This is a genomic window from Streptomonospora arabica (genome assembly GCF_039531585.1).
Lineage (GTDB): Bacteria > Actinomycetota > Actinomycetes > Streptosporangiales > Streptosporangiaceae > Streptomonospora > Streptomonospora halophila.
Map to the genome: position 1 here is coordinate 67,204 of NZ_BAAAQI010000003.1, position 21,683 is coordinate 88,886.

The 21,683-nt window shown below is 74.1% G+C and carries 17 protein-coding genes; 8 read left to right on the forward strand and 9 right to left on the reverse strand.

Annotated features, from left to right (window positions below; all coding sequences use genetic code 11):
- The first annotated feature begins 323 nt into the window (after positions 1 to 323).
- Positions 324 to 2,483, forward strand: a complete 2,160-nt coding sequence (locus tag ABD284_RS06490) for an elongation factor G-like protein EF-G2 (protein WP_344141574.1) — start codon at positions 324 to 326, stop codon at positions 2,481 to 2,483.
- Positions 2,484 to 2,591: 108 nt separating this feature from the next.
- Here the strand turns inward: ABD284_RS06490 and ABD284_RS06495 are convergent, their stop codons facing one another.
- Both ABD284_RS06495 and ABD284_RS06500 read right to left on the reverse strand, forming a co-directional pair.
- Positions 2,592 to 3,317: a M48 family metallopeptidase gene (locus ABD284_RS06495; RefSeq protein WP_344142005.1), complete on the reverse strand. Its 726-nt coding sequence runs from the start codon at positions 3,315 to 3,317 to the stop codon at positions 2,592 to 2,594.
- 180 nt (positions 3,318 to 3,497) lie between these two features.
- The gene (locus ABD284_RS06500) at positions 3,498 to 5,627 is read right to left on the reverse strand and encodes an amidohydrolase (protein ID WP_417788576.1); all 2,130 of its coding nucleotides are present in this window, start codon (positions 5,625 to 5,627) and stop codon (positions 3,498 to 3,500) included.
- A 595-nt stretch (positions 5,628 to 6,222) separates the two neighbouring features.
- On the opposite strand from ABD284_RS06500, the gene ABD284_RS06505 reads away from it, so the two are divergent.
- Positions 6,223 to 7,341, forward strand: coding sequence for an acyltransferase family protein (locus ABD284_RS06505; RefSeq protein WP_344141578.1), 1,119 nt, complete (start codon positions 6,223 to 6,225; stop codon positions 7,339 to 7,341).
- 117 nt (positions 7,342 to 7,458) lie between these two features.
- Here ABD284_RS06505 and ABD284_RS06510 read toward each other — a convergent pair whose 3' ends face one another.
- Positions 7,459 to 8,478 carry a CDP-alcohol phosphatidyltransferase family protein gene (locus ABD284_RS06510; protein ID WP_344141580.1) on the reverse strand — a complete coding sequence of 340 codons (1,020 nt, stop codon included), beginning with the start codon at positions 8,476 to 8,478 and terminating at the stop codon, positions 7,459 to 7,461.
- A 258-nt stretch (positions 8,479 to 8,736) separates the two neighbouring features.
- On the opposite strand from ABD284_RS06510, the gene ABD284_RS06515 reads away from it, so the two are divergent.
- Positions 8,737 to 10,176, forward strand: a complete 1,440-nt coding sequence (locus tag ABD284_RS06515) for a GuaB1 family IMP dehydrogenase-related protein (protein ID WP_344141582.1) — start codon at positions 8,737 to 8,739, stop codon at positions 10,174 to 10,176.
- A 393-nt stretch (positions 10,177 to 10,569) separates the two neighbouring features.
- The gene (locus ABD284_RS06520) at positions 10,570 to 10,983 is read left to right on the forward strand and encodes a DUF3592 domain-containing protein (RefSeq protein ID WP_344141583.1); all 414 of its coding nucleotides are present in this window, start codon (positions 10,570 to 10,572) and stop codon (positions 10,981 to 10,983) included.
- Positions 10,984 to 10,994: 11 nt separating this feature from the next.
- On the opposite strand, the gene ABD284_RS06525 is transcribed toward ABD284_RS06520, so the two are convergent.
- Complete coding sequence (locus ABD284_RS06525) at positions 10,995 to 12,125, reverse strand: VanZ family protein (protein ID WP_344141584.1); 1,131 nt, start codon at positions 12,123 to 12,125, stop codon at positions 10,995 to 10,997.
- Positions 12,126 to 12,632: 507 nt separating this feature from the next.
- On the opposite strand from ABD284_RS06525, the gene ABD284_RS06530 reads away from it, so the two are divergent.
- Genes ABD284_RS06530 through ABD284_RS06545 form a run of 4 tightly spaced genes read left to right on the forward strand, consistent with a single transcriptional unit; the run spans position 12,633 to position 16,678 of the window.
- A complete protein-coding gene (locus ABD284_RS06530) occupies positions 12,633 to 15,284 on the forward strand; it encodes a sensor histidine kinase (RefSeq protein ID WP_344141586.1) in 2,652 nt (883 codons plus the stop codon).
- A complete protein-coding gene (locus tag ABD284_RS06535) occupies positions 15,281 to 15,724 on the forward strand; it encodes a roadblock/LC7 domain-containing protein (RefSeq protein WP_344141588.1) in 444 nt (147 codons plus the stop codon). Before ABD284_RS06530 ends, ABD284_RS06535 begins: the two co-directional genes overlap by 4 nt.
- An 11-nt stretch (positions 15,725 to 15,735) precedes the next feature.
- Complete coding sequence (locus tag ABD284_RS06540) at positions 15,736 to 16,110, forward strand: DUF742 domain-containing protein (RefSeq protein WP_344141590.1); 375 nt, start codon at positions 15,736 to 15,738, stop codon at positions 16,108 to 16,110.
- Complete coding sequence (locus ABD284_RS06545) at positions 16,091 to 16,678, forward strand: GTP-binding protein (protein ID WP_344141591.1); 588 nt, start codon at positions 16,091 to 16,093, stop codon at positions 16,676 to 16,678. Before ABD284_RS06540 ends, ABD284_RS06545 begins: the two co-directional genes overlap by 20 nt.
- A 22-nt stretch (positions 16,679 to 16,700) precedes the next feature.
- Here the strand turns inward: ABD284_RS06545 and dprE2 are convergent, their stop codons facing one another.
- The 5 genes from dprE2 to pgfA form a co-directional block, all read right to left on the reverse strand.
- Positions 16,701 to 17,462: a decaprenylphospho-beta-D-erythro-pentofuranosid-2-ulose 2-reductase gene (dprE2, locus tag ABD284_RS06550; protein ID WP_344141592.1), complete on the reverse strand. Its 762-nt coding sequence runs from the start codon at positions 17,460 to 17,462 to the stop codon at positions 16,701 to 16,703.
- A gap of 84 nt (positions 17,463 to 17,546) precedes the next feature.
- On the reverse strand, positions 17,547 to 18,140 hold the full coding sequence (locus ABD284_RS06555) for a DUF1707 SHOCT-like domain-containing protein (RefSeq protein ID WP_344141593.1): 594 nt from the start codon (positions 18,138 to 18,140) through the stop codon (positions 17,547 to 17,549).
- A gap of 42 nt (positions 18,141 to 18,182) precedes the next feature.
- The gene (gene dprE1, locus ABD284_RS06560) at positions 18,183 to 19,571 is read right to left on the reverse strand and encodes an FAD-binding protein (protein ID WP_344141594.1); all 1,389 of its coding nucleotides are present in this window, start codon (positions 19,569 to 19,571) and stop codon (positions 18,183 to 18,185) included.
- A 65-nt stretch (positions 19,572 to 19,636) separates the two neighbouring features.
- Entirely contained in the window at positions 19,637 to 20,614 is a 978-nt protein-coding gene (locus tag ABD284_RS06565; RefSeq protein ID WP_344141595.1) for a decaprenyl-phosphate phosphoribosyltransferase, read from the reverse strand.
- A 12-nt stretch (positions 20,615 to 20,626) separates the two neighbouring features.
- Entirely contained in the window at positions 20,627 to 21,550 is a 924-nt protein-coding gene (pgfA, locus tag ABD284_RS06570) for a cell envelope lipid trafficking protein PgfA (RefSeq protein ID WP_344141596.1), read from the reverse strand.
- Between the last annotated feature and the right edge of the window lie 133 nt (positions 21,551 to 21,683).

Sequence of the window (21,683 nt, forward strand, 5' to 3'; positions counted from 1 at the left end):
CGCACGGCCGAATCCGCCTATTGAGGGTGACCTCTCCACGCTCCGCAGGTCGGCGCCGGGCGCGCGCCCGGCGCACACCGCGGGCTTTCCCGCACACCCCGGCCCCCCGGAACCCCGCGAACCCGCCCCCGGGGTTCAGCGAAAACGCCCCTTGTGATATCGACCGCAACGGGTGACGGTAGAGAGTGTCCCGCGTCACATCCGGCGCGGACTCGGCGTCCACCCGCGCGGCCGCCCCGACGGGGCGCCGGCATCCGCCGGCGGGCCGCGCGGCCCGGGCCGACGGGAACCGCGGCCCGGTCGACGAAGGAAGGTGGCAGAGCATGGCGGACAAATCCGGTCCAGCGACCACCGGCAGGGCTCCCAGGGCCGACCACCCGGCGCAGATTCGCAACGTCGTGCTGGTCGGCCCGTCCGGAGCCGGAAAGACCACACTGATCGAGGCCCTGCTGCACGAGTCCGGTGCCACGTCCCGGCTGGGCCGCGTCGAGGACGGCACCACGGTCAGCGACTACGACGAGGTCGAGGCGCGCCAGAAGCGCTCGGTCAACCTCACCGTGGCCCCGGTGGTCTCAGCGGGCATCAAGGTGAACCTGCTGGACACCCCGGGCTACGCCGACTTCGTCGGCGACCTGCGCGCCGGGCTGCGCGCCGCAGACGCCGCGCTGTTCGTCGTCTCGGCGGTCGACGGCATCGACGGGCGCACCCGGCTGCTGTGGGAGGAGTGCGCGGCCATCGGCATCCCGCGCGCCGTGGCGGTCACCAAGATCGACCACCACCGCGCCGATGTCGACGCCGTCGTCGAGCAGTGCCGCGAGGCCTTCGGCGAGAACGTGCTGCCCGCCTACGTGCCCGAGTACTCCGGCGAGGGCGACTCCCGCACGGTGCGCGGCCTGATGGGCCTCATCTCCGGCCGCTACCACGACTACTCCACCGGCACCCGCACCGAGGCCGAGCCGCCCGAGGGCCTGGCCGAACGGGCCGCGCCGATGCGCGACGCGCTGATCGAGGGGGTGATCCAGGAGAGTGAGGACGAGACCCTCATGGACCGCTACATGGAGGGCGAGGATCTCGACCCCTCCATGCTGATCGCCGACCTGGAGGCGGCGGTCGCGCGGGCGGGCTTCTACCCGGTGCTGGCGGTCTCCGCGCTGCGCGGCGCGGGCGTGCCCGAACTGCTGGAGGAGCTGCCCCGGGCCACCCCGGCGCCGACCGAGCGCCCGCTGCCCGACGTCGCCACCGCCTCCGGCGGTCCGGTCGACGGGCTCGCCAGCGATCCCGGCGGGCCGCTGCTGGCCGAGGTCGTCAAGACCATCAGCGACCCCTACGTGGGCCGGGTCAGCCTCGTCCGGGTCTTCAGCGGCACCCTGCTCCCCGACACCGTGGTGCACGTGTGCGGGCAGGGCCTCGCCGACCGCGGCCACGAGGACCACGACGTCGACGAGCGCATCGGCGCGCTGCTGGCCCCCGTGGGCAAGCACAGCGAGCCGGTGGGCGAGGCGGTGGCCGGCGACGTGTGCGCCGTCGCCAAGCTGACCCGCGCCGAGACCGGCGACACGCTCTCGGCCAAGGAGCGCCCGCTGCGGATGCCGCCGTGGACGTTCCCCGACCCGCTGCTGCCGGTGGCGCTGCGCGCGTCGTCCAAGTCCGACGAGGACAAGCTCGCCCAGGCGCTCAACCGGCTGGCCTCCGAGGACGTCACGCTGCGCGTGGAGGTCAACCCCGAGACGCACCAGCTGGTGCTGTGGTGCATGGGCGAGGCGCATCTGGACGTCGCGCTGGACCGGCTCTCCTCGCGCCACGGGGTCGCCGTCGAGACCGACGAGCTGCGCGTGCCGCTGCGCGAGACCTTCGCCGAGCCGGCCGAGGGCATGGGCCGCAACGTCAAGCAGAGCGGCGGCCACGGCGAGTACGGCATCTGCCGGATCCAGGTGGAGCCGCTGCCGTCGGGGTCGGGGCTGGAGTTCGTCGACCGGATCGTGGGCGGCGTCGTGCCGCGCCAGTTCATCCCGTCGGTGGAGAAGGGCATCCGCTCGCAGATGGAGAGCGGCGTGCAGTCGGGCTATCCGATGGTGGACATCCGCGTCACCCTCTACGACGGCAAGGCCCACTCGGTGGACTCCTCCGACATGGCCTTCCAGAAGGCGGGGCGACTGGCGCTGAAGGACGCCGCGGAGAAGTGCCGGCTGTCGATGCTGGAGCCCTTCGACGAGCTGGCGGTGCTGGTCGCCGACGAGTACATGGGCGCGGTGATGAGCGACCTGTCGGCGCGCCGGGGGCGGGTGATCGGCACCGAGCCGATGGCCAACGGGCGCACGCTGATCCGGGCCGAGGTGCCGCAGCTGGAGATCGTCCGCTACGCGGTCGACCTGCGCTCGCTGTCGCACGGCACCGGCACGTTCACGCGGTCCTACCTGCGCCACGAGCCGCTGCCGTCCCAGCTCGTCGACAAGTACGCACGGGAGCTGGCCGGCTCGGCCTGACGGGCGGGCGGCCGCGGGTGCGGAGCGGTCTGGACCGGCCGGGGAGGGGCCGGACCGGACCGCCTCCGGCGCCGGGGCCGGGGCCGGGGCCGGAAGCGGTCGCAGCGGTCACAGCAGGCGGCCGGGCCGCGAGCGGTCGGTGAGCGCCTGGAACCGCCAGGTGTTCACGGGATGGCTCGACAGCAGGTTCACCAGCATCACGAACAGGCCCTGGTCGGTGTGGGCGCGCGCCGCGATGTCGGCGAAGTCGACTTCGCGGTAGAGGTACTTGCCGGCGGCGAGCACCCGCAGGCCCTCCTTGCCCTCCGGGCAGAACTCGTGCGCGTGGTTGTCGGCGGTGTACTCCTGGGCGCGGCTCAGCGTGGCGCCGATCCCGGGGATGATGTCGGCCACCGAGACGCCGAACTGGCGCCAGTAGGAGACGTGGCCGGCGGCGATGTGGCCGACCTCGTGGCCGATGATGAAGCGCAGCGCCTCGGGGTCGGCCAGGCGCCCGCCGATCTCGAACAGGTCGCTGTGCAGCGCGATGAACCGGCGCGCGCCGTGGCCGGAGGCGAAGGCGTTGATGTGGCCGTTGCCCAGCACCACGTAGGCGTCGGGTACCTGCGGCAGGTCGAAGGCCCGCGCGGCCTCGACCACCATCCGGTGCGCCTCGGGGAACTGGGTTTCGGAGATGCGCACCCCGTTGACGCGCTGGCGCGCGTACAGCTGCCCGCGCACGAAGAACACCAGAGCGGGGATGGCGAGCACCACCAGCGGCTGTCCGGACTCGCCGTCCAGGGCGCGGTTGAGGGCGCCGACGACCGCGAGCGCGGTGACCACCAGGCAGACCAGAAGCGCGGTGTTCTCCCGCGGGTGGCGCAGCGCGCGGGCGCGCCGGGGGTCGCCCCAGCGTCCCAGCAGCGTGCCGCGGCGCGGCGGCCGAAGCGCCCGCTTCTGCGGTGACAGACGCGTCGACCGATCCATACGCCACGCACCGCCCAGCCGCCGACGCCCGCTGTGTCCAGCTTTACGTTACAGGCGGTAAGTGGGGCCCTGCGGCGGTTCCTGGCCGTTGTCGCCGGATCGGTCGTGGTCGTCCTGCTGCTCGGGTCCGCCGTACTGCACCGGCTGCTGCGCGTCGGGCTGCTCCGGTCCGGGATACCGGGGATCGGGAAGCGGCCGGCCGTAGGGATCGGCCGGGTAGCCGCCCGAGGGGTGGCCGCCGGGGTAGGCGCCCGGAGGCTGCCCGTCCCCGGGGTAGGCGACCGGAGGCGGTCCCTCGGCGGGGTGGCCGCCGACCGGATGGCCCCCCTGCGGATGGTCCTCCGCCGGGTAGCCGCCCGGAGGACGGCCCTCCGCCGGATACCCGCCCGACGGATAGCCGTTCGCGGGGTAGCCGCCGGAGGGCGCGTTGCCGACCGGGTGGCCGCCCGGCTCGGGTGCCCCCTCGGTCGAGTACGGCACCGCTCCCGGGGGCGGCGGCGGGGCCGCGACGGGCGGGCCCTGCGGCGGGGGCGCCGCGATGGGCGGGCCCTGCGGCGGCGGCGCCATCGGGGCCCCCGACGGCGGCGGCCCGTAGTCCGGCGCCGCGTTCTCGTCGTCGTCCAGGTAGGGGTCCATGTCGGTGTAGGCCGTGGGCTCGCCCTGCTCCTCCTCGCCTTCGGCCGCGGCCGGGGCGGGCTCACCGGGGTAGACCGCGGTCGGCGGCACCGGCGGCGGGTAGTCGGGGGCCGGGGCCGCGGCGTCGCCCTCGGGCGCGACCGCACCGGGGAACCCGCTCTCGGCGGGACCCGCGACCGCGGGCACCGGTGCCGGCTCGTCCGGGCGCACGGGCCCGGCGGCCTCGCCGGGGCCCGGGCCGGCGCTCATGGAGGCCTGCCCGCCGGTGGCCGCACCCGCGGGCGCCCCCGGGGTGCCCAGGTAGGTGAGGGCGCCCAGCGACATCGCCGCCAGGCCGGCCCGCAGGGTGGACTCGCGGTCGGGCGCGAAGAAGGGCGAGTGCGTCGCCGGCACGCCCATCAGCTTCTCGTAGGGGGTCTCGCCGGGCGCCGCCTCCCACACGTCGTGCGGGGTGGAGCCCAGGAACCAGTAGACGTAGGGCACCGGCGCGGGGTCGCCCGGCAGCCCGAAGGCGGAGAAGTCCTCGCTGCCGGTGGTCGGCTCGGGCAGCTCCACCACGCGGTCGTCGCCGAAGTAGGCGCGGTGGGCCGCGACGACCTCGGCGGTGGCCTCGGGCTCGTTGGCGGTCACCCCGGTCTCGCGCGCCACCGAGATCTCCGGGTCGCGCTGGGCGCCGGAGGCGGCGGCCTCGGCGCGGACGATGCGGTCGATGGCGCTGTGCAGGCGATCGGCCACGGCCGGGTTCAGAGCGCGGGTGTCGATCTCCAGGTACGCCTCTTCGGGGATCACGTTGGCCTTGGTGCCGGCGCGCAGCACGCCCACGGTGACCACCGCCATCTCGCTCGGGCTGATCTCGCGGGCCACGATGGTCTGCAGCCGGTTGACGATGTTGGCGGCGATCAGCACCGGGTCGACGGTGTTCTCCGGGCGCGCGGCGTGTCCGCCGGAGCCGAACACCCGCACCCGCAGGTTGGTCGTGGCGGCCATGATGGTGCCGGCGCGGTGGGCCACCATGCCCGCGGGCTGGGGCCCCAGATGCTGGGCGAGGACGACGTCGGGCCGGCCGAAGCGGGTGTAGAGGCCGTCGCGCAGCATGGCCGTGGCCCCGTCGAGGGTCTCCTCACCTGGCTGGGCGACGACCATGAGGGTGCCGTGCCACTCGTCGCGGGCCTCGGCGAGCAGGTCGGCGGTACCGACCAGGCACGCCGTGTGCGCGTCGTGGCCGCAGGCGTGCATGATCGGCACGTCCTGGCCGTCGTCGTCGCGACCGCGGGCGGTGCTGGCGTAGGGCAGTCCGGTGCGCTCCTGGACCGGCAGCGCGTCCATGTCGCCGCGCAGCAGCACTGTGGGGCCCTCGCCGTTGCGCAGCACGCCCACCACGCCCGTGCCCCCGACACCGGTCTCGACGTCGAAGCCCGCGCGGGTCAGCCATTCGGCCACGGCGCCCGCGGTGCGGTGCTCCTGGTTCGAGAGTTCGGGATTCTTGTGCAGGTCGACGTAGAACCCCTCGACCAGCGGGAAGATCTCGTCGACGAGCCGCATCACCGCACCTCCGTGCTCAGCGACACGCTGGGGATCGACCGCGTGCGGCACCGCTTCCACCGCCTTCGTCTGAGATGGACTGGGAGCGACCTCCCAGTCGGCCATTCGCCACCGGCGTGCGACCGCAGCGCCGATTGTCCCGCTCGCCCCTGCGAATCTCAAACGTCGCCCGGACGGCGAGCGCCCCGCTTACGAGCCTATCCCCGCCGCTGAGGAGGGGATGTCCCAGCCCCGGCGAACAGCGCGCCCCGGTCCCCGGCCGCCGACCGCCGTGCCCCGGCGCCCTGCCCGCGGCGTGCGGAGCGGCGTGTGCCCGCCGCCGCAGGAGCGTGCCGCCCCAGGATTCTCAGCTTATTCACAGTTTACGCGGGCGGCATGTTACCTTTTCGAGATCGTGGAACCCCTCCGGTTCCTGGGATTGTCACACAGGACCACCGGGCGCCCACTCTGTGGCGCCGACGTGGCGGCACCCGAGCGGCACCGGCTCACAGCATTCACAGCCGATTCCCAGGATCGGACCCGCGCGCGCCGTCCCACCGTCCCCCAGCGGCGGTCGGCCGTACCCGCTGCCCGCGAACGGTTACTCGGAGACCCATTGGCCACGACCATCGATCGTCCGCACGACGTCCGCGCCGACCGCGCACCCGGCCCGCAGCGCGACGCCCTGCTCGACAACGCCAAGTTCCTGCTGATCGTGCTCGTGGTCGTCGGCCACGCCATCGAGCCGATGACCGACGACACCCGCCTGGCCGACGCCCTGTACTACTGGGTCTACCTGTTCCACATGCCGGCGTTCGTGCTGATCAGCGGCTACCTCTCGAAGTCCTTCGACGCCTCGGGGCGGCGCATCGACAAGCTGCTCACCACCGTCGCGGCGCCCTACCTGCTCTTCTGGGGCCTCTACGCGCTCGTGTCGCTGTCCACGGGGCGCGACCTGCCCGACAGCCCGCTGGAGCCGCTGTGGCTGACCTGGTTCCTGGCGGCGCTGTTCGTATGGCGGATGACCGTCCCGCTGTGGAACCGCATCCGCCGGCCGTTCGCGGTCTCGGTGGCGGTCTCCCTGCTCGGCGGCGCGGTCACCACCGGCGACGTCCTGGACGTCTCGCGCATCGTCAGCCTGCTGCCGTTCTTCGTGGCCGGGCTGGTGCTGCAGCCCCACCACCTTGACCTGCTCAAGCAGACCTGGGTGCGGGTGTGGAGCGCCGGCGTCGTCACCGTCACCGCGGCGATGTGCTGGATCCACTTGGAGACCCTCAGCCGCGAGTGGGTCTACTGGCGCCAGAGCATCGTCGACCGCGACATGGAGTTCCTGCCGGTGGGCCTTCCGGGCCGGCTGATGTTCATGGTGCTGGCCTTCGCGCTGACCGCGGCCGTGCTCTCGCTCACGCCGCGCCGCACCACGCACTTCACCCGCCTGGGCGCGCTGACGATGTACGTCTTCCTGCTGCACGGCCTGCTGGTGCGCGGCGCCGACGCGCTCGGCTGGTACGACTTCGCCGGGCCCGCGCTGGGCGACTACGCCGCCCTGGGCATCACCGCCCTACTGGCCGTGGCGGCGTCCTATCTGCTGTGCACGCCGTGGGTCCGCCGCGCCACCGCCTGGGCCGTGGAGCCCCGCGTGCGCTGGGCGCTGCGCGACCGCGGCGCCGCCTCCGCGCCCGCCGCGGCCACCGCCGCCCCCGCGGAAGCGGGACCGGTGCCCGCCGGGCGGTAGCCGGCGGGCGGCCGTCCTCCCGGCCGGGGCCGGGGGACGAGGCCGCTCACGGCGGAGGCCGCGAGGGCGACCCCCGCGGCCTCCGCCGTCGTCCGTCCTCCGGTAGCGCCGGCGGACTCAGTCCTCGCCGCGCAGCCGGGCCATCTCGACGCCGAAGTCGCGGGTGGCCAGCCACAGCTTGTAGACGATGAGGGCCTCGAAGGCGGCCAGGGCGACGCAGGAGAACACGACCACGGGCACCAGCAGGGTCGCGCCCGGCACCACCGCCGAGGCCAGCGCTGTCAGGGGCGCCACGACGCACACGAACATCTCGAACTCGATGCCGCTGAAGAGGTGCGGCCGCACGCGCCCGCGCAGCAGCGCCGAACGCAGCCGCCCGTACCAGCCGAACTTGCGGGTGAACCCCTGGTGCACGTCGATGACCCGGGTGCCGGCCTCGGCGGAGCGCTCACGCGCCTGCTCGTGGTCCAGCTCGGGGTTCTCGCGCAGCACCTCCTCGACGAAGACGACCTCGGCGCCGGCCCCCGCCTCGTCGGCGTCCGCGCCGCCGTCCCGGTCGGCCTCGGGTCCACCGTCGGGCTCGGTGTTCTCCGGGTCGTCTTCGGCGGGGGCCCGGGTGTCGCCCTCGGCGGCGGCGCGCAGCTGGGCGCGCATGCTCTGGCGCGTCTTGCCGACCTGGGAGCCGTTGAGATAGCGCACCAGGTCCAGGAAGGTCACCACCGGCGCCAGCAGCAGGAACAGCACTTCGCCGGTGAGCGCCCACTGGCCGATCAGCAGAGCCAGCATGCAGCCGAAGAAGCGGATGCGGTCGAAGATGAAGTCGACCCACGCGCCGAAGACCGACCCGTTGCCCTTCAGCCGGGCGATCTTGCCGTCCATGCAGTCGAGCACGAAGCTGAGGTGGAACAGCAGCGCGCCGGCGACGAGCCAGGGCCACGTGCCCAGCGCGAAGCACACCGCCGAGCCCGCGCCCAGCACCCCCGCCCCGAAGGTGATCTGGTTGGGCGTGATGGAGGTGCGGTTCGCCACCCACACGACCAGCCGCGCCGCCAGCGGGTCGACGAGGAAGACCGTCCACCAGGCGTCGCGGCGTTTGTAGGTGCGCTCGCGGACGTCCGCGAGGGTGAAGCTCGTCATCTCATCTCCTGCAGGGCTTCCCCCGGCGCCGAACGGCCGCGCCCGGCGTCGCGGGCGCCGCGCTGTCGGTGGTCATCGCGCGGCCGGGCGGGAAGGGAGGGTGGGTCGGCCGCAGAATAATGGCAGACCGCGCCTCGCCCGGGCCAATCGGCACGGTGCCGGCGGTGATAATTGTCGAGTAAGGGGGCTGCGGCCGGCCCGGTCGCCGGCGGCCGAGGCCGCGCGCCGCCCCGCAACGGCTCCGACCGAGGTAGAGGCGTGCGTTTTCTCAACGACCAGGTTCCCGGCCACGACCTGACCTACAGCGACGTGTTCATGGTGCCGCGGCACTCGGCCGTGGGATCACGGCTGGACGTCGATCTGCGGACCCACGACGGCACCGGGACGACGATGCCCATCGTAGTCGCGAACATGACCGCCGTCGCCGGGCGGCGGATGGCCGAGACCATCGCCCGGCGCGGCGGCATCGCGGTGCTGCCCCAGGACATCCCCCTCGACGTCGTCGCAGAGGTGGTCTCGTGGGTCAAGCGCCGCGACCTGCTCTACGACACCGCCATCACGCTGACTCCCGAGAGCACGGTCGGCGAAGCGCTGAACCTGCTGCCCAAGCGGGCGCACGACGCAGTGATCGTCGTGGACGGCGGGCGGCGCCCCGTCGGCGTGGTCACCGACGCCGACTGCGCCGGGGTGGACCGCTTCACCCAGGTCCACGAGGTGATGTCGCGCGACCTGCTGACCATTCCCGCGGGCACCGACCCCAAGGAGGCGTTCGGGTCGCTGCACGACTTCCGGCACCGCCTGGCGCCGGTCGTCGACGCCGACGGCGCCCTGGTGGGGGTGCTCACCCGCACCGGCGCACTGCGGGCCACGCTCTACGAGCCGGCGACCGACGCCCGGGGCCGACTGCGGATCGGCGCGGCGGTGGGCGTCAACGGCGACGTGGCCGCCAGGGCCGCCGAGCTGATCGCGGCGGGCGTGGACGTGCTCGTCATCGACACCGCCCACGGGCACCAGGAGAAGATGCTCGCCGCCCTGCGCAAGGTGCGCGCGCTGGATCCGGCGGTCCCGCTGGTGGCGGGCAACGTCGTCTCGTCCGAGGGCACCCGCGACCTGATCGAGGCCGGCGCCGACATCGTCAAGGTCGGCGTGGGGCCGGGCGCCATGTGCACCACCCGGATGATGACCGCGGTGGGCCGCCCGCAGTTCTCCGCCGTGCTGGAGTGCGCGGCCACCGCGCGCGAACTCGGGGCGTCGGTGTGGGCCGACGGGGGTGTGCGCCACCCCCGCGACGTCGCGCTGGCGCTGGCCGCGGGCGCCTCCAACGTGATGATCGGCTCCTGGTTCGCCGGCACCTACGAGTCGCCGGGTGACGTGGTGCGCGACGCGCAGGGGCGGATGTACAAGGAGAGCTTCGGCATGGCCTCGGCGCGTGCGGTGCGGCTGCGCACCTCCGACGACTCCCCGTTCGAGCGGGCGCGCAAGGCGCTGTTCGAGGAGGGGATCTCCACCGCTCGGATGTATCTGGACGAGGAGCGCCCGGGCGTGGAGGACCTCGTCGACGAGATCGTGGCCGGCGTGCGCAGCTCCATGACCTACGCGGGGGCGGCCACGCTGGAGGAGTTCCACGAGCGGGCCACGGTGGGAGTGCAGAGCAGCGCCGGCTACAACGAGGGCCGGCCGGTACCCACAAGCTGGTAGCGGTGCGCCGCCGAGGCGGAAGGCGGGGGGCTGGAGCGCGCCCAGCCCAGCCCCCCGATCCCACTGTCCGCCCGGAGCCGCATCCCGTACCTCGTGCCGCTCCGACCGTGCACTGCGAGAGTAGGTGTGGCGGGGGCGGCGGGGCATCGCCCAGGCGAGGTATTCGCCGCTCCCCCGGAAGGCGGTGGCGGGGTCCTCCTCCGGTCGTAGCCGCCTGCGCCCCCGGACGCAGGCGGGCACGCCGACCTGCGCCGCGCGCCCGGCGCGCACAGCCGGGCGGGTCGGATACGGTATCGCCATCGCCGCCGGGAGCGGTCCGCGGCACCCGGCACCGGGCGCGCGCGGTGCCCGGGCGGCGCTCGCCCGTTGTGCACACAGGGAGTCGAACCGACCGTGGCATACGTCTATCCCCTGCTGCCGATCGGCGCCGGAGTGGTGATGCTCTGGTTCCTCCTCCGCCACCTGCGCTTCTCGGCGTTCTTGGCCCTTTACGGCGTGCGGGCCGAGGGCGAGGTCGTGGGCTACCGCGAGACCGCCACCTCGGCGTCGATGGTCGTGCGCTTCAGCACGCCCGACGGCCGCGAGGTGCACGCGGCGCACGAGAACACCGGGTGGACCGCCTCGCGCAGCGGCGACATCGTCACGGTCTCCTACGACCCCGGCGACCCCGAGCGCGCCCGCATCGTCGCCGCGCCCTGGCTGAGCAACTGGGTGCTGATCATGATGGGCGTGCTCGGGTTCCTGCTGGTCGTCATCGGACTCGTGCTGGGCTGGCTGGCCTGGTCCGACCCGCTCCTGGACGGTTGAGGGCCGGGCGCTCAGCGCTGGGCGGGGACGGCCCCCGCCGGCGCCGGCGGGGGTGCCTCGCCGGGCGGCGAGAAGCGCATCAAATCGTCGGGCATCCCGCCGGCGACCCAGGTGCGGGTGGTCGTGCGGGTGCGGGCGATCAGGTCGAACAGCCCGGCCCGGTCGCGGCGCACCAGCGCGGTGGAGGCGTGCAGGGCCGGCACGAGCAGCGCCCACCAGCCCAGGCCGGTCGCCAGCAGCGCGGTCACCGGGACGAACAGCAGCGCGCTGCGCACCAGCGCGCGCCCACGCGGCGCCGGGCGCGGCGGTCCGGCTGCCGCGAGCGCGAGGTAGGAGGCGGCCTGGCCCGGAGTGGCCCGGTCGCGCCGGAGCACCGGTACCACCGCGCCGAACACCGCCGCGAACGCCACCAGGGCGGCGGCGCACACCCCCTCCTCGGAGACCGCGATACCGGCGGCCCGCGCGGCCGGCGGCGCCGCGGCGGCGGCCGCGCAAGCGCCGAACCAGCACACGGCGAGGTCGAGCAGGCGGGCGAGCACGCGGCGCAGCGCACTCGGCGGCAGCAGGTCGCCCGCGGCCCCCGGCCAGGCGCGGGGGAGCATCCGCTTGGCCGCGGCGCCCAGCGACCAGCCGGCCAGGCCGCCGCAGGCGCCCAGCAGCACGTCGTCGACCGCGGCCACCCGGTAGGGGCAGGGGTAGGCGCCCAGCAGGCCTGTGTACTGGAGCGCCTCGACGCCCCCCGCGATCAGCGCGGAGGCCGCGACGGCCGCCACCGCACCGCGGCGGTGGCGGTAGGCCAGCAGCAGTCCCGCAGGCAGCAGGGCGCCCGCGGTCCAGGCCGCGTGCACCGCGGCGGCGGGGCGGTCGAGGGCGCCGAGGAGCATGAGCGGCTCCGGCGCGGGCGCTGCTCCGCCGCCCGCGCAGATGTCCGCGGCGGGCGCCGGAAGCGGATACACGGCGAAGGCCGCGAGGGCGGTCCCGGCGGCGAGCACCGCCACCGTGACCCGCCCCGGCCAGCCGGCGAGGCGGCCGAAGCGCCGGTGCTGGCGGCGCAGGAATCCCATGGCGCCGATCGACACGGCCAGCGCCACGCCGTAGGCCGCTCCGTGCGCTGCGGCGTCGGCCGCGAATAGCCCTCCCATAGCTCCGCAAGGCTAGCGGCCGGCCGCCGCGCGCCGCAGGAGAACGCCGGATCCGCCCCGGACGGGACGGGCGGGGCGGGTGGGATCCGCCTCCGGGATACCGGGGCAGGTCGTCCGCCGTACCTCGACGAAATCCGGACACGGAACCACAAAACCTGCAAATCACCGTTGCTGGACGATGTTGTCGCAGAGAAACAGCCCGAGGCGGATCGCCGAGCAAAGGGCCGACACGCTATCGTGTTCGGGCAATTGACGCTTAGCGCTTGCCTGTGTGCAAAGCAGTACCGTGATCGCAATCTGCGTCTCGACGGGGAATGTGCCCGTGACCCTTCACTGAGCATGCGAAGACCCCGGTGAACCGCCTTCCGTGCTCGGGACTCGTGGATCCCTCCAGGACGCGGACCGGCGACGGGCTGCGGACACCGCGCAGCCGCCGCCTCCCGGCGAACCGCCGGCCGCGCGGCCCGCGCCGCAGCCCCGCCCCCCTGATTCGCCACTAGGAGTACCGTGCAGTCAGCGAAGAGTAAGCGGACGCCCACCATCCGGCGGCGTCTGCGCAGGGCGGTGCTGCTGCCGAGCGCCGCCTTCATCGCGCTGTGGCTCGCCATCAGCGGATACCTCGGCTGGGAGGCGGTCGAGACCGCGGCGTCGGCCCAGGCGACCAGCGAGCTGTCCACGCCCGCCGCCGTCTCGCTGACGGCCGTGATGGACGAGCGGTCCCAGACCGTGGCCTACCTGGAACGGCCCGAGGAGACCCGCGACGAGCTGGTCGAGGCGCGGCAGGCCTCCGACAAGCACACCCGCAAGGTGTTCGACCGCTTCGAGACCTACCGCGACTACGCCCCCGACGCCATCCGGGAGCGCATGGCCGAGTTCGAGAAGCAGTACCGCACCATCGACGACATCCGCGAGGAGGTCGACGAGGGCACCGCCTCGCGGGAGAAGGTCCTCGACGACTACAACCGGGTGATGACCGCCGCCGCCGACCTCTTCGACGAGCAGTCCCGCGGCAGCCCGCAGAACGCCGCGATCGGCTCCGGCATGAGCGCGACCGACACCTTCCGCGTCGTCGACCTGCTGGCACTGAGCGACGCCCGGCTGACCCGCAGCTTCACCAACGGCAAGCTCACCCACGACGACCAGCAGGAGTTCACCAGGCTGACCAGCTCCTACCACAGCACGCTGGAGCACGTGCGCGGCTTCCTCAGCCCCGAGCAGGGCCGCAAGCTCGAACGGCTGATGAACAGCGACGAGTACAAGCGCCTGGTCGACATGGAGAGCCGCATCGTCGACCACGACCCGCACATCCTCATGGACCCGGTGACCGGCGAGCACAGCCGCGACACCACGGTCCCGATGGAGGAGCAGGAGTGGAGGTCGGCGTACACGCCGGTCAAGGAGACGCTGACCGAGATCGGCGCGGCCGAGGCCCGCCACGCCGCGGGGATCCAGGCCGACGCCGCGGCCCGGGCGACGCTGATCGCCGGAGCGGGCTCGGTCGGCGTCGCGCTGGTGGGCTTCTTGGCGATCAGCTCGGGCGTGCGCACGACCCACCGGGTCGTGGGGCGCCTGGGCCAGCTGCGCGACGAGACCGACCGGCGCGCCAACGACCTGCTGCCCGACCTCGTCGGCCGCCTGCGCAACAACGAGCCGATCGACTCGGCTTCGGCGATCCCGCAGCTGACCACCGGCGACGACGAGATCGGCAAGGTCGCCTCCTCCTTCCAGAAGGCCCAGCACTTCGCCGTCGACGCCGCCGTCCGCCAGTCGGAGCTGGCCCACGGCATCAACCGGGTGTTCCTCAACATCGCGCACCGCAGCCAGACCCTCATCCACCGGCAGCTGCGGCTGCTGGACCGTATGGAGCGCGAGCAGGAGGACCCCGACCAGCTCACCGACCTGTTCAAGCTCGACCACCTGGCCACCCGCTCGCGCCGCAACGCCGAGAACCTGCTGATCCTCGGCGGCGAGAACCCCGGCCGCACGTTCCACAAGCCGATGCCGCTGGTGGACGTACTGCGCGGCGCGATCTCGGAGTCCGGCGACTACACCCGCGTCGACCGCCGGCGCGTCGCGCGGGTGGCGCTGAAGGGCCCGGCGGTGGCCGACGTCATCCACCTGGTCGCCGAGCTGGTCGACAACGCCACGACGTTCTCGCCGCCGCAGACCAAGGTCCGGCTCAGCAGCGAGCAGGTGCCCAACGGCGTCGTCGTCGAGATCGAGGACCGCGGCCTGGGCATGCAGGACGACGAGCTGGCCGCGGCCAACGAGATCCTGGCCAACCCGCCCGAGTTCGACGTGATGCGGCTCAACGACAAGATGCGCCTGGGCCTGTTCGTCGTCTCGCGGCTGGCCCAGCGACACGAGATCGGCGTGCGGCTGCGCACCTCGCCCTACGGCGGCGTGGAAGCGATCGTGCTGCTGCCCTCGGTGCTGATCGCCGACGCGGAGCTGCCCGACTCCGCCTTCGACACGACCGGCGAGCGGTCGCGGGCGATACTGCCGAAGCGGCCCAGCGAATCCGGGGCCGGTTCCGCCTCCGACGGCGCGGACGGCAACGGGCAGGAGGCCCCGGCCGAGGACGCCGGCGCCGCACCGGCCGGCGACGGCGACGTGCTCGCGGCCGGGACCGCCGCCCCGGCGCAGCAGGACGGCGACGCCGACCCCGGCGCGGAGCAGGACCGCACCGCGTCGGGCCTACCCCGCCGCAGCCGGCCCGGCGCGCCGGGCGCCGACGGCACAGCCCGCGGCGGCGACGGCGCGTCGGCGCCCGCCGCCTCCACCGCCCCGGCCGGGCAGAGCGGCAACGGCGGCGCCCCGGCGAACGGGGCCGCCGGAACCGGCGACGCACCGACCGCGCCGCCCCCGCCACCCGGCGGCGGCGCAGACCCCGAGGCACCGGACCCGGCGGGCGCCCCGCGGGCCGACGCCGACGGGCGCCCTCCGCTGCCCAAGCGCCGGCCCCAGGAGAATCTGGCGCCCCAGCTCCACGAGAACCCCTCGGCCTCGGCCTTCGGCTCCTCGCAACCCGCGGAGGAGGGCGAGGACCGCTCGGCCCGGCTGCGCCGCAACATGTCGGCGTTCCAGCAGGGCACCCGTCGCGGACGCGACGAGGCCGGCAGCGCCGGAACGACACGTGAGAAGGATTCCCGATCGTGACGAACAACGCCGCCAAGGACCTGAACTGGCTGCTCGACGAGCTCGTGGAACGGGCCGTCGGCGCCAGATACGCCATCGTCCTCTCCGCCGACGGCCTGCTCATGGGCCGCTCCGAGGCGCTGGGCACCGACGACGCCGAGCACCTCTCCGCGGTGGCCTCCGCGTTCCAGAGCCTGGCACGCGGCACCGGCCGCCAGTTCGACGGCGGCACGGTGCTGCAGACGGTCGTGGAGATGGAGCACGCCTACCTCTTCGTCACCGGCTCCGGCAGCGGCGCCTGCCTCGCGGTGATCGCCGACGAGGGCTCCGACGTCGGCCTCATCGCCTACGAGATGAACGTGCTCGTGGAGCAGGTCGGCCGGTTCCTCGACGCGTCGCCGCGCCACGTGGGAACGGCCGCGGCGCCCGGCGACGCAACCCCCGGCGATTCAGCCGGATAGGAGCGACGGCCATGGCAGAGCACCAGGAACCGGGCTACGACGCGGAAGGGACGGACCCCCTCGTCCGGCCCTACGTCATCACGCAGGGGCGGCAGCACTCCGACGCCGTCCAGCTGGACATGATCAGCGTGGTCATCGCGGCGCGGGCCGAGGTGGACGAGGCGGCGCTGGAACCCGAGCAGCTGCGCATCCTCGAACTGTGCCGGCGCCCCCAGTCGGTGGCGGAGGTGTCGGCCCACCTCGACATGCCCGTCGCCGTGGTCAAGGTCCTGCTCGGCGACCTCATCGGCCGGGGCTACGTCCTGGCCCGCGCCCCCTACACCCAGCAGAGCCCGGTGCACCGGGACATACTCCAGGCGGTACTTGATGGCATCCAACGACTCTGAGCATCCCGGCGACGTCATCCCCTCGGGGATCAAGATTTTGGTCGCGGGCGGGTTCGGCGCCGGAAAGACGACACTGGTCGCCTCCGTGAGCGAGATCGAACCGCTGAGCACCGAGGAGGTGATGACCGAGGCCAGCGTGGGAGTGGACGACCTCCAGGGGGTCGAGCAGAAGGTGAGCACGACCGTCGCGCTGGACTTCGGGCGCATCACGATCAGCGACGAGCTGGTGCTCTACCTGTTCGGCACCCCCGGCCAGCAGCGCTTCTGGTTCATGTGGGAGGAGCTGGCCCACGGCGCGCTGGGCGCGGTGGTGCTGGCCGACACCCGGCGGCTGGACACCTCCTTCCCCGCGGTGGACTTCTTCGAGCGCCGCAGCGTCCCGTTCGTGGTGGCGGTGAACTGCTTCGACGACGCCCACCGCTACAGCGAGCGGGAGGTCACCGAGGCCCTCACACTCGACGAGCGGGTGCCGGTGCTGCTGTGCGACGCGCGCAGCCGCGAGTCGGCCAAAACGGTGCTGGAGACCCTCGTCAGGCACGTCGCCGCAACGGCCGCCGCGCCCGCCTAGAACGCCTGCCGACCGGCCGGCGTCAGCGCGGCAGGCGGCGCCAGAGGGGGCGCGGCAGCGCCCGCATCCCCGCGAAGAGCAGGCGCAGGCGGCGCGGGACCCACACGGTCTCGGCGCCGGTGCGCAGGCCCTCGGCCACCGCTTCGGCCACCTGCTCGGCCGTGGCGGGAAACGGTGCGGGCGGCACGTGGGCGGACATCCGCGTGGACACGTAGCCGGGCCGCACGAGCAGCACGCGGGCTCCACTGCCGTGCAGCGCGTCGCCGAGGCCCTGGGCGAACCCGTCCAGGCCCGCCTTGGCCGAGCCGTAGACGAAGTTGGCGCGGCGCACCCGGATGCCGGCGACCGAGGAGAGCACCACGAGCGTGCCGTGGCCCTGCTCGCGCAGCCGCCGGGCCACCGCGAGCCCGGCCGAGACGTGCCCGGTGTAGTTCGCGGCGGCGGCCTCGGCGGCCGCCGCCGGGTCGTCCTCGAACGCCGCCTGGTCTCCGAGCGCCCCGAACGCGTCGACGACCGCGTCGAGGTCGCCGACCAGATCCACGGCCCTGTCGACGACGGCGGCGTGCGTGTCGGGTCGGGCGGCGTCGAACCGCAGCGAATGCACCTCGCCGGCGCCCGCGGCGCGCAGCCGCCGGGCGACCCCGTCGGTGCCGGCGTCGCCGCGCGCGGCCAGCACCACGCGGCGGGCGCCGCCGCGCACCAGCCGCTCGACCACCGCGGCGCCGATCTCGCTGCGTCCGCCGAGCAGCAGCACCGAACCCACGGCGCCTACAGCGTCGCGCATGGCTCCTCCCCTCTCGTAGGTGCCGGGCGCCGCGCGCGCCGGCGGTCGGGCGGTCCCGCCGGGGCGGGTGCGGCCTGCCCGGCGCTACCGGCGCCGGTGGCCGCGCGCATAGCGGATCCGCAGCGCACCGGTGTAGGTCTCGCCGGAGAGCACGAAGTGCGGCGCCTGCGGCGTGCGCACGGCCGGGACGCGGGAGCGGTGCGAGGCGTGCCCGGTGTGCAGCCTGTCCAGGTCGGCGGTCGCGCCGTCGGGCAGCACGAGGACGGTGGAACCGCTGAGGACGGACAGCTCGATGTCCACCACGGGATGCGGGATGCGGGCCCGGGACATGTCCAGCCGCACCGAGCCGGCCAGCGAGCGGATGCGCAGCACGCGCGGCACCGTCCACTCGCCGCGGCGCCGGAGGGTGCCGCTTTCGCTGGTCAGCTCGACGGCCTCCGCCGCCTGCGCCGGCTGCGGCGCGGGCACCGCCACGGTCTCTCCCGGCGCGGGGAGGTCGGCGACCAGGGCGAGCAGCTCGTCGTCGAAGACGGCGCCGTAGGCGGCCGAGCTGCGCCGGTCGAACTCCTCCAGGCCGAGCCGGCCCTCCGCGTAGGCGTCGCCCAGGCGGGCGGAGATCTGTTCGCGCTCGGCGTCGGAAACCCGTTTGCGCGGAGCGGGGGGCGGTGTCGGCTCCATGGGCGCTGATCCTATCCCGCGCCGGTCCGGCCCCCGGAGCGCTCACAGCTCAAGGCGGCGCGCCAGATCGGAGGTGAGGACGCCGTCGGGATCGGCGCGGGCGCGCACCGCGCGCCACTCCTCCAGCCGCGGGTACATCGCCTGCATTGTGTCGGGCCGGGCCCGGCTGTCCTTGGCGAGGTAGAGGCGCCCGCCCGCCGCGAGCACCCGCTCGTCCAGCCGCAGCAGCAGGGGGGCGAGACCCGGCAGGTCGCCCGGGAGGTCCAGCGCCAGGGTCCATCCCGGCAGGGGGAACGACAGGGGCGCGGGGGTGCCGTTGCCCAGTCGCTTGAGGACGGCGAGGAAGGACGGCGCCCTGGCCGCCGCGAGGTCGGCGACGATGCGGCGCAGCTCCTCCTCGGCGCCCAGGGGGACCGCGAACTGGTACTGCACCAGCCCGTGCGGACCGTAAAGGCGGTTCCAGTCGCGCACGGCGTCCAGGGGGTGGAAGAACGACGCCAGCGGCCGCACGGCGCCCCTGCCCCTACGGGGCGCCCGGGCGTAGTAGGCGGCGTTGAACGCGCGCACGCTGGAGGAGTTGAGCAGCCGGGGCGGCACGAGCGGCGGTGCGGCCGCCGCGGGGCGCGGGGCGTAGGCCAGCGGGTTGCGGCGGCGTGCGGGTGCCAGCTCGCCGACGCGGGCGTGGCGGGCGCGGGTGACCACGCCGCGGCCGAGCGCGGCGCCGCGGGCGAGCAGGTCGATCCAGCAGGCCGCATACGGGTGGGGGTGCTCGCCGTCCCCGGCGTCCATCAGCGCCATGGCGGCGTCGAGGTCGGGCACGCGGTCGGTGTCCACCCGCATCGCGGAGGTCTCGACCGCGTCGACGGCGAACGTGGCCTCGGTGACAATCCCCGTCAGCCCCATGCCCCCCACCGTCGCCCAGAACAGGTCGGGGTCGGAGCCGGGCGAGAGCGCGCGGTGCTCGCCGTCGGGGGTGAGCAGGCGCAGCGCGCGCACGTGGGCGCCGAAGGAGGAGGCGGCGCGGTGGTTCTTGCCGTGGATGTCGGCGCCGATCGCGCCGCCGACGGTGACGTGCCGGGTGCCGGGAACGACCGGCGGGAAGCGGCCGTGCGGCAGCAGGCGGCCGATGAGCTCGGCCAGGCCGGTGCCCGCCGAGGCGGTGACCTCCGCGCGGCCGGGGGCGAGCCGGAAGCCGGGGGCCAGGTCGGCGCAGTCGATCACGGTGCCGCCCGCGCACTGGGCGGCGTCGCCGTAGGAGCGGCCGAGCCCGCGGGCGATCGCGCCGCGCCGCCGGGTGGGCGGCTGCTCCGCGGCCGCGCGCAGCAGCTCGGCGGCCTCCTCGGGGGTGCGCGGGCGCCGCACGGTGGCCGCTGTGGGCGCGGTACGCCCCCAGCCGGTCAGCAGCGCCGCGCGTGCGGCCGTGTCCGCCATCGCGGTGTCCTCCCCTTCCGCCCCGTCCTTGCCCACCTGTTGTCCCGGCGTGCCCGCGGGCGCGGCTAGGCCAGGTAGACCCCGAAGCCCACCAGCGCCAGCAGCGCGGCGCCGCACAGCTGCAGCGGGCGGTCGCGCAGTGCGATCTCCTCGGGCTCCTCGCCCACGCCCCGGTCGACCAGCAGGTGGTAGCGCAGCACGACGAGGATGAACGGCACGATGCTGGCGCCGTGGACCACCGACGCGGGCGTGGTCGCAGGGTCCTCCAGCGCCCACAGGCAGTAGGTCACGATCATCGCCGCCGACGCCATGGTGCGCACCTGCGTGAGGTAGCTCAGACTGTAGCGGCCCAGCGCGTCGCGGGTGCGGGCGGCGCCGGGGGTGCGCAGCTCGGCCTCGCGCTTGCCGGTGACCACCAGCAGTGCGCCCAGGCAGACGACGATCAGGAACCAGCGCGTCAGCGGGACGCCGATGGCGGCGCCGCCGGCGACGGCGCGCAGCACGTGGCAGCCGGCCACCGCGACCAGGTCCAGGACCGCGGCGTTCTTCAGCACGAGCGTGTAGGCGGTGGTCAGCACCAGGTAGCCGGCGAGGACGGCCAGCAGCGGCCAGTTGCCGGTCGGCACGGCGGCCGCCGGGGCGGCAAGCAGCAGTACGGCTCCCGTGCCCGCCGCGACCGAGGGGGAAAGCTCGCCGGCCGCCACGGGGCGGGTGCGCTTGCGCTCGTGCAGCCGGTCGCGGGGGGCGTCGCGGACGTCGTTGAGCAGGTAGGTGCCGCTGGAGGCGGCGCAGAACAGCACGAAGGCGGCGGCACTCCACGCGAGGACGACGGGGTCGCCGAGCAGGCCGGCGGTCCCGGGCGCGGCGAAGACCAGCAGGTTCTTCAGCCACTGCTTGGGGCGCACCGCGCGCAGCAGCGCCCCGGCCGCGATACGGCCGCCGCGCGCCCGCGGCGGCGCGCCCGCAGGGCCGGGCCCGGTCGGCGCGCCGTCCGGGGAGGCGGCCGCATCGCCGCGCGGTGCGGCCGAGCTCGCGTCGCTCATCCGGCGGTGAGGTCAGTGCCCGTTGCCGCGGATTCCGGTGCCGATCAGCAGCACGCCGCCGACGGCGACGAACACCACGCCCGCGACCAGGCAGATGATCGGGATGACCGTGCGCACGAGCGGGAGCACGAGCATGCCCTGCTCCGCGCTCTCGATCTGGCCGTCGATGGTCTCGTCGTCCCAGACCATGGTGCCGTCGAAGAGCACCAGACGCTCCTCGCCGTCGACGGAGACACCCCGGTGCTGCTCCTCGCTGAGGCCGATGGGCACGCCGGTGGTCGGCTCGATCCAGTAGGTGCGGGTGATGCTGTACATCTCGTCGCCGGTGACGTCACCCTCGTCGTCCATGCCCAGCAGGCTCGCGGGCAGGGTGCGCTCGCCGATCTTCACCGAGTCGATGACCTGCTCGTACCGGTAGACGTCGACACCGTGGTACTCCTCCTCTCCCTCGAAGGTGATGGGGCGCGTGGTCCTGCTGGTCGTGTCGAAGAAGGTGTAGTCGCGCTTCTCGGTGAGGAACGGGAACTTGAAGATCTGGCCGTTCTGCTCGACCTCCTCGTCGTTGACCGAGGCGTCGCAGCAGTCCACACCCCGCCCGGTGAAGCGGTCGTGGCCGGCGCGGCGGTAGGTCGAGGAGATCGCGAAGTCGCGCTCGACGTCCTTGACCCAGGTGAACTGGTCCCAGACCGCGGTCTGCTCGTCGCTCGCGGCGACGTCGCCGCGCACGGTGGTGTAGGCCTCCACCGTCGCGCCTTCGATCAGCTCCATCTCCTCGGCGCTGAAGTAGGTGACGTCCTCACCGCGGTTGGTGGCCTTGTTGTAGTAGTCCAGGGGGGCCTTCATCAAGCTGTCGGCCGTCCAGAACCGCAGCATGGGGGCCAGAGCCAGCAGGCAGACTCCCAACGCGATGCAGACGACCGCGACAGTACGACGCATTAGCCCTCCTGGGCGAAACGGGGCGGGGCGGATACCGGGGGCGGGGAAGGCAAAGCTGGAACTCGCTTCATTTTCGGGTAGAGTACTGCTCCACAGCGGACAACGTCACCACGGCGTGGCTGAATATTTATAA

What these genes read in the sequence shown, in the direction of transcription:
- ABD284_RS06490 (WP_344141574.1), top strand. Translation starts at nt 324, where the DNA reads ATGGCGGACAAATCCGGTCCAGCGACCACCGGCAGGGCTCCCAGGGCC.
- ABD284_RS06500 (WP_417788576.1), bottom strand. Translation starts at nt 5,627, where the DNA reads ATGCGGCTCGTCGACGAGATCTTCCCGCTGGTCGAGGGGTTCTACGTC.
- ABD284_RS06510 (WP_344141580.1), bottom strand. Translation starts at nt 8,478, where the DNA reads ATGACGAGCTTCACCCTCGCGGACGTCCGCGAGCGCACCTACAAACGC.
- ABD284_RS06525 (WP_344141584.1), bottom strand. Translation starts at nt 12,125, where the DNA reads ATGGGAGGGCTATTCGCGGCCGACGCCGCAGCGCACGGAGCGGCCTAC.
- ABD284_RS06540 (WP_344141590.1), top strand. Translation starts at nt 15,736, where the DNA reads ATGGCAGAGCACCAGGAACCGGGCTACGACGCGGAAGGGACGGACCCC.
- ABD284_RS06545 (WP_344141591.1), top strand. Translation starts at nt 16,091, where the DNA reads ATGGCATCCAACGACTCTGAGCATCCCGGCGACGTCATCCCCTCGGGG.
- dprE2 (WP_344141592.1), bottom strand. Translation starts at nt 17,462, where the DNA reads ATGCGCGACGCTGTAGGCGCCGTGGGTTCGGTGCTGCTGCTCGGCGGA.
- ABD284_RS06555 (WP_344141593.1), bottom strand. Translation starts at nt 18,140, where the DNA reads ATGGAGCCGACACCGCCCCCCGCTCCGCGCAAACGGGTTTCCGACGCC.
- dprE1 (WP_344141594.1), bottom strand. Translation starts at nt 19,571, where the DNA reads ATGGCGGACACGGCCGCACGCGCGGCGCTGCTGACCGGCTGGGGGCGT.
- ABD284_RS06565 (WP_344141595.1), bottom strand. Translation starts at nt 20,614, where the DNA reads ATGAGCGACGCGAGCTCGGCCGCACCGCGCGGCGATGCGGCCGCCTCC.
- pgfA (WP_344141596.1), bottom strand. Translation starts at nt 21,550, where the DNA reads ATGCGTCGTACTGTCGCGGTCGTCTGCATCGCGTTGGGAGTCTGCCTG.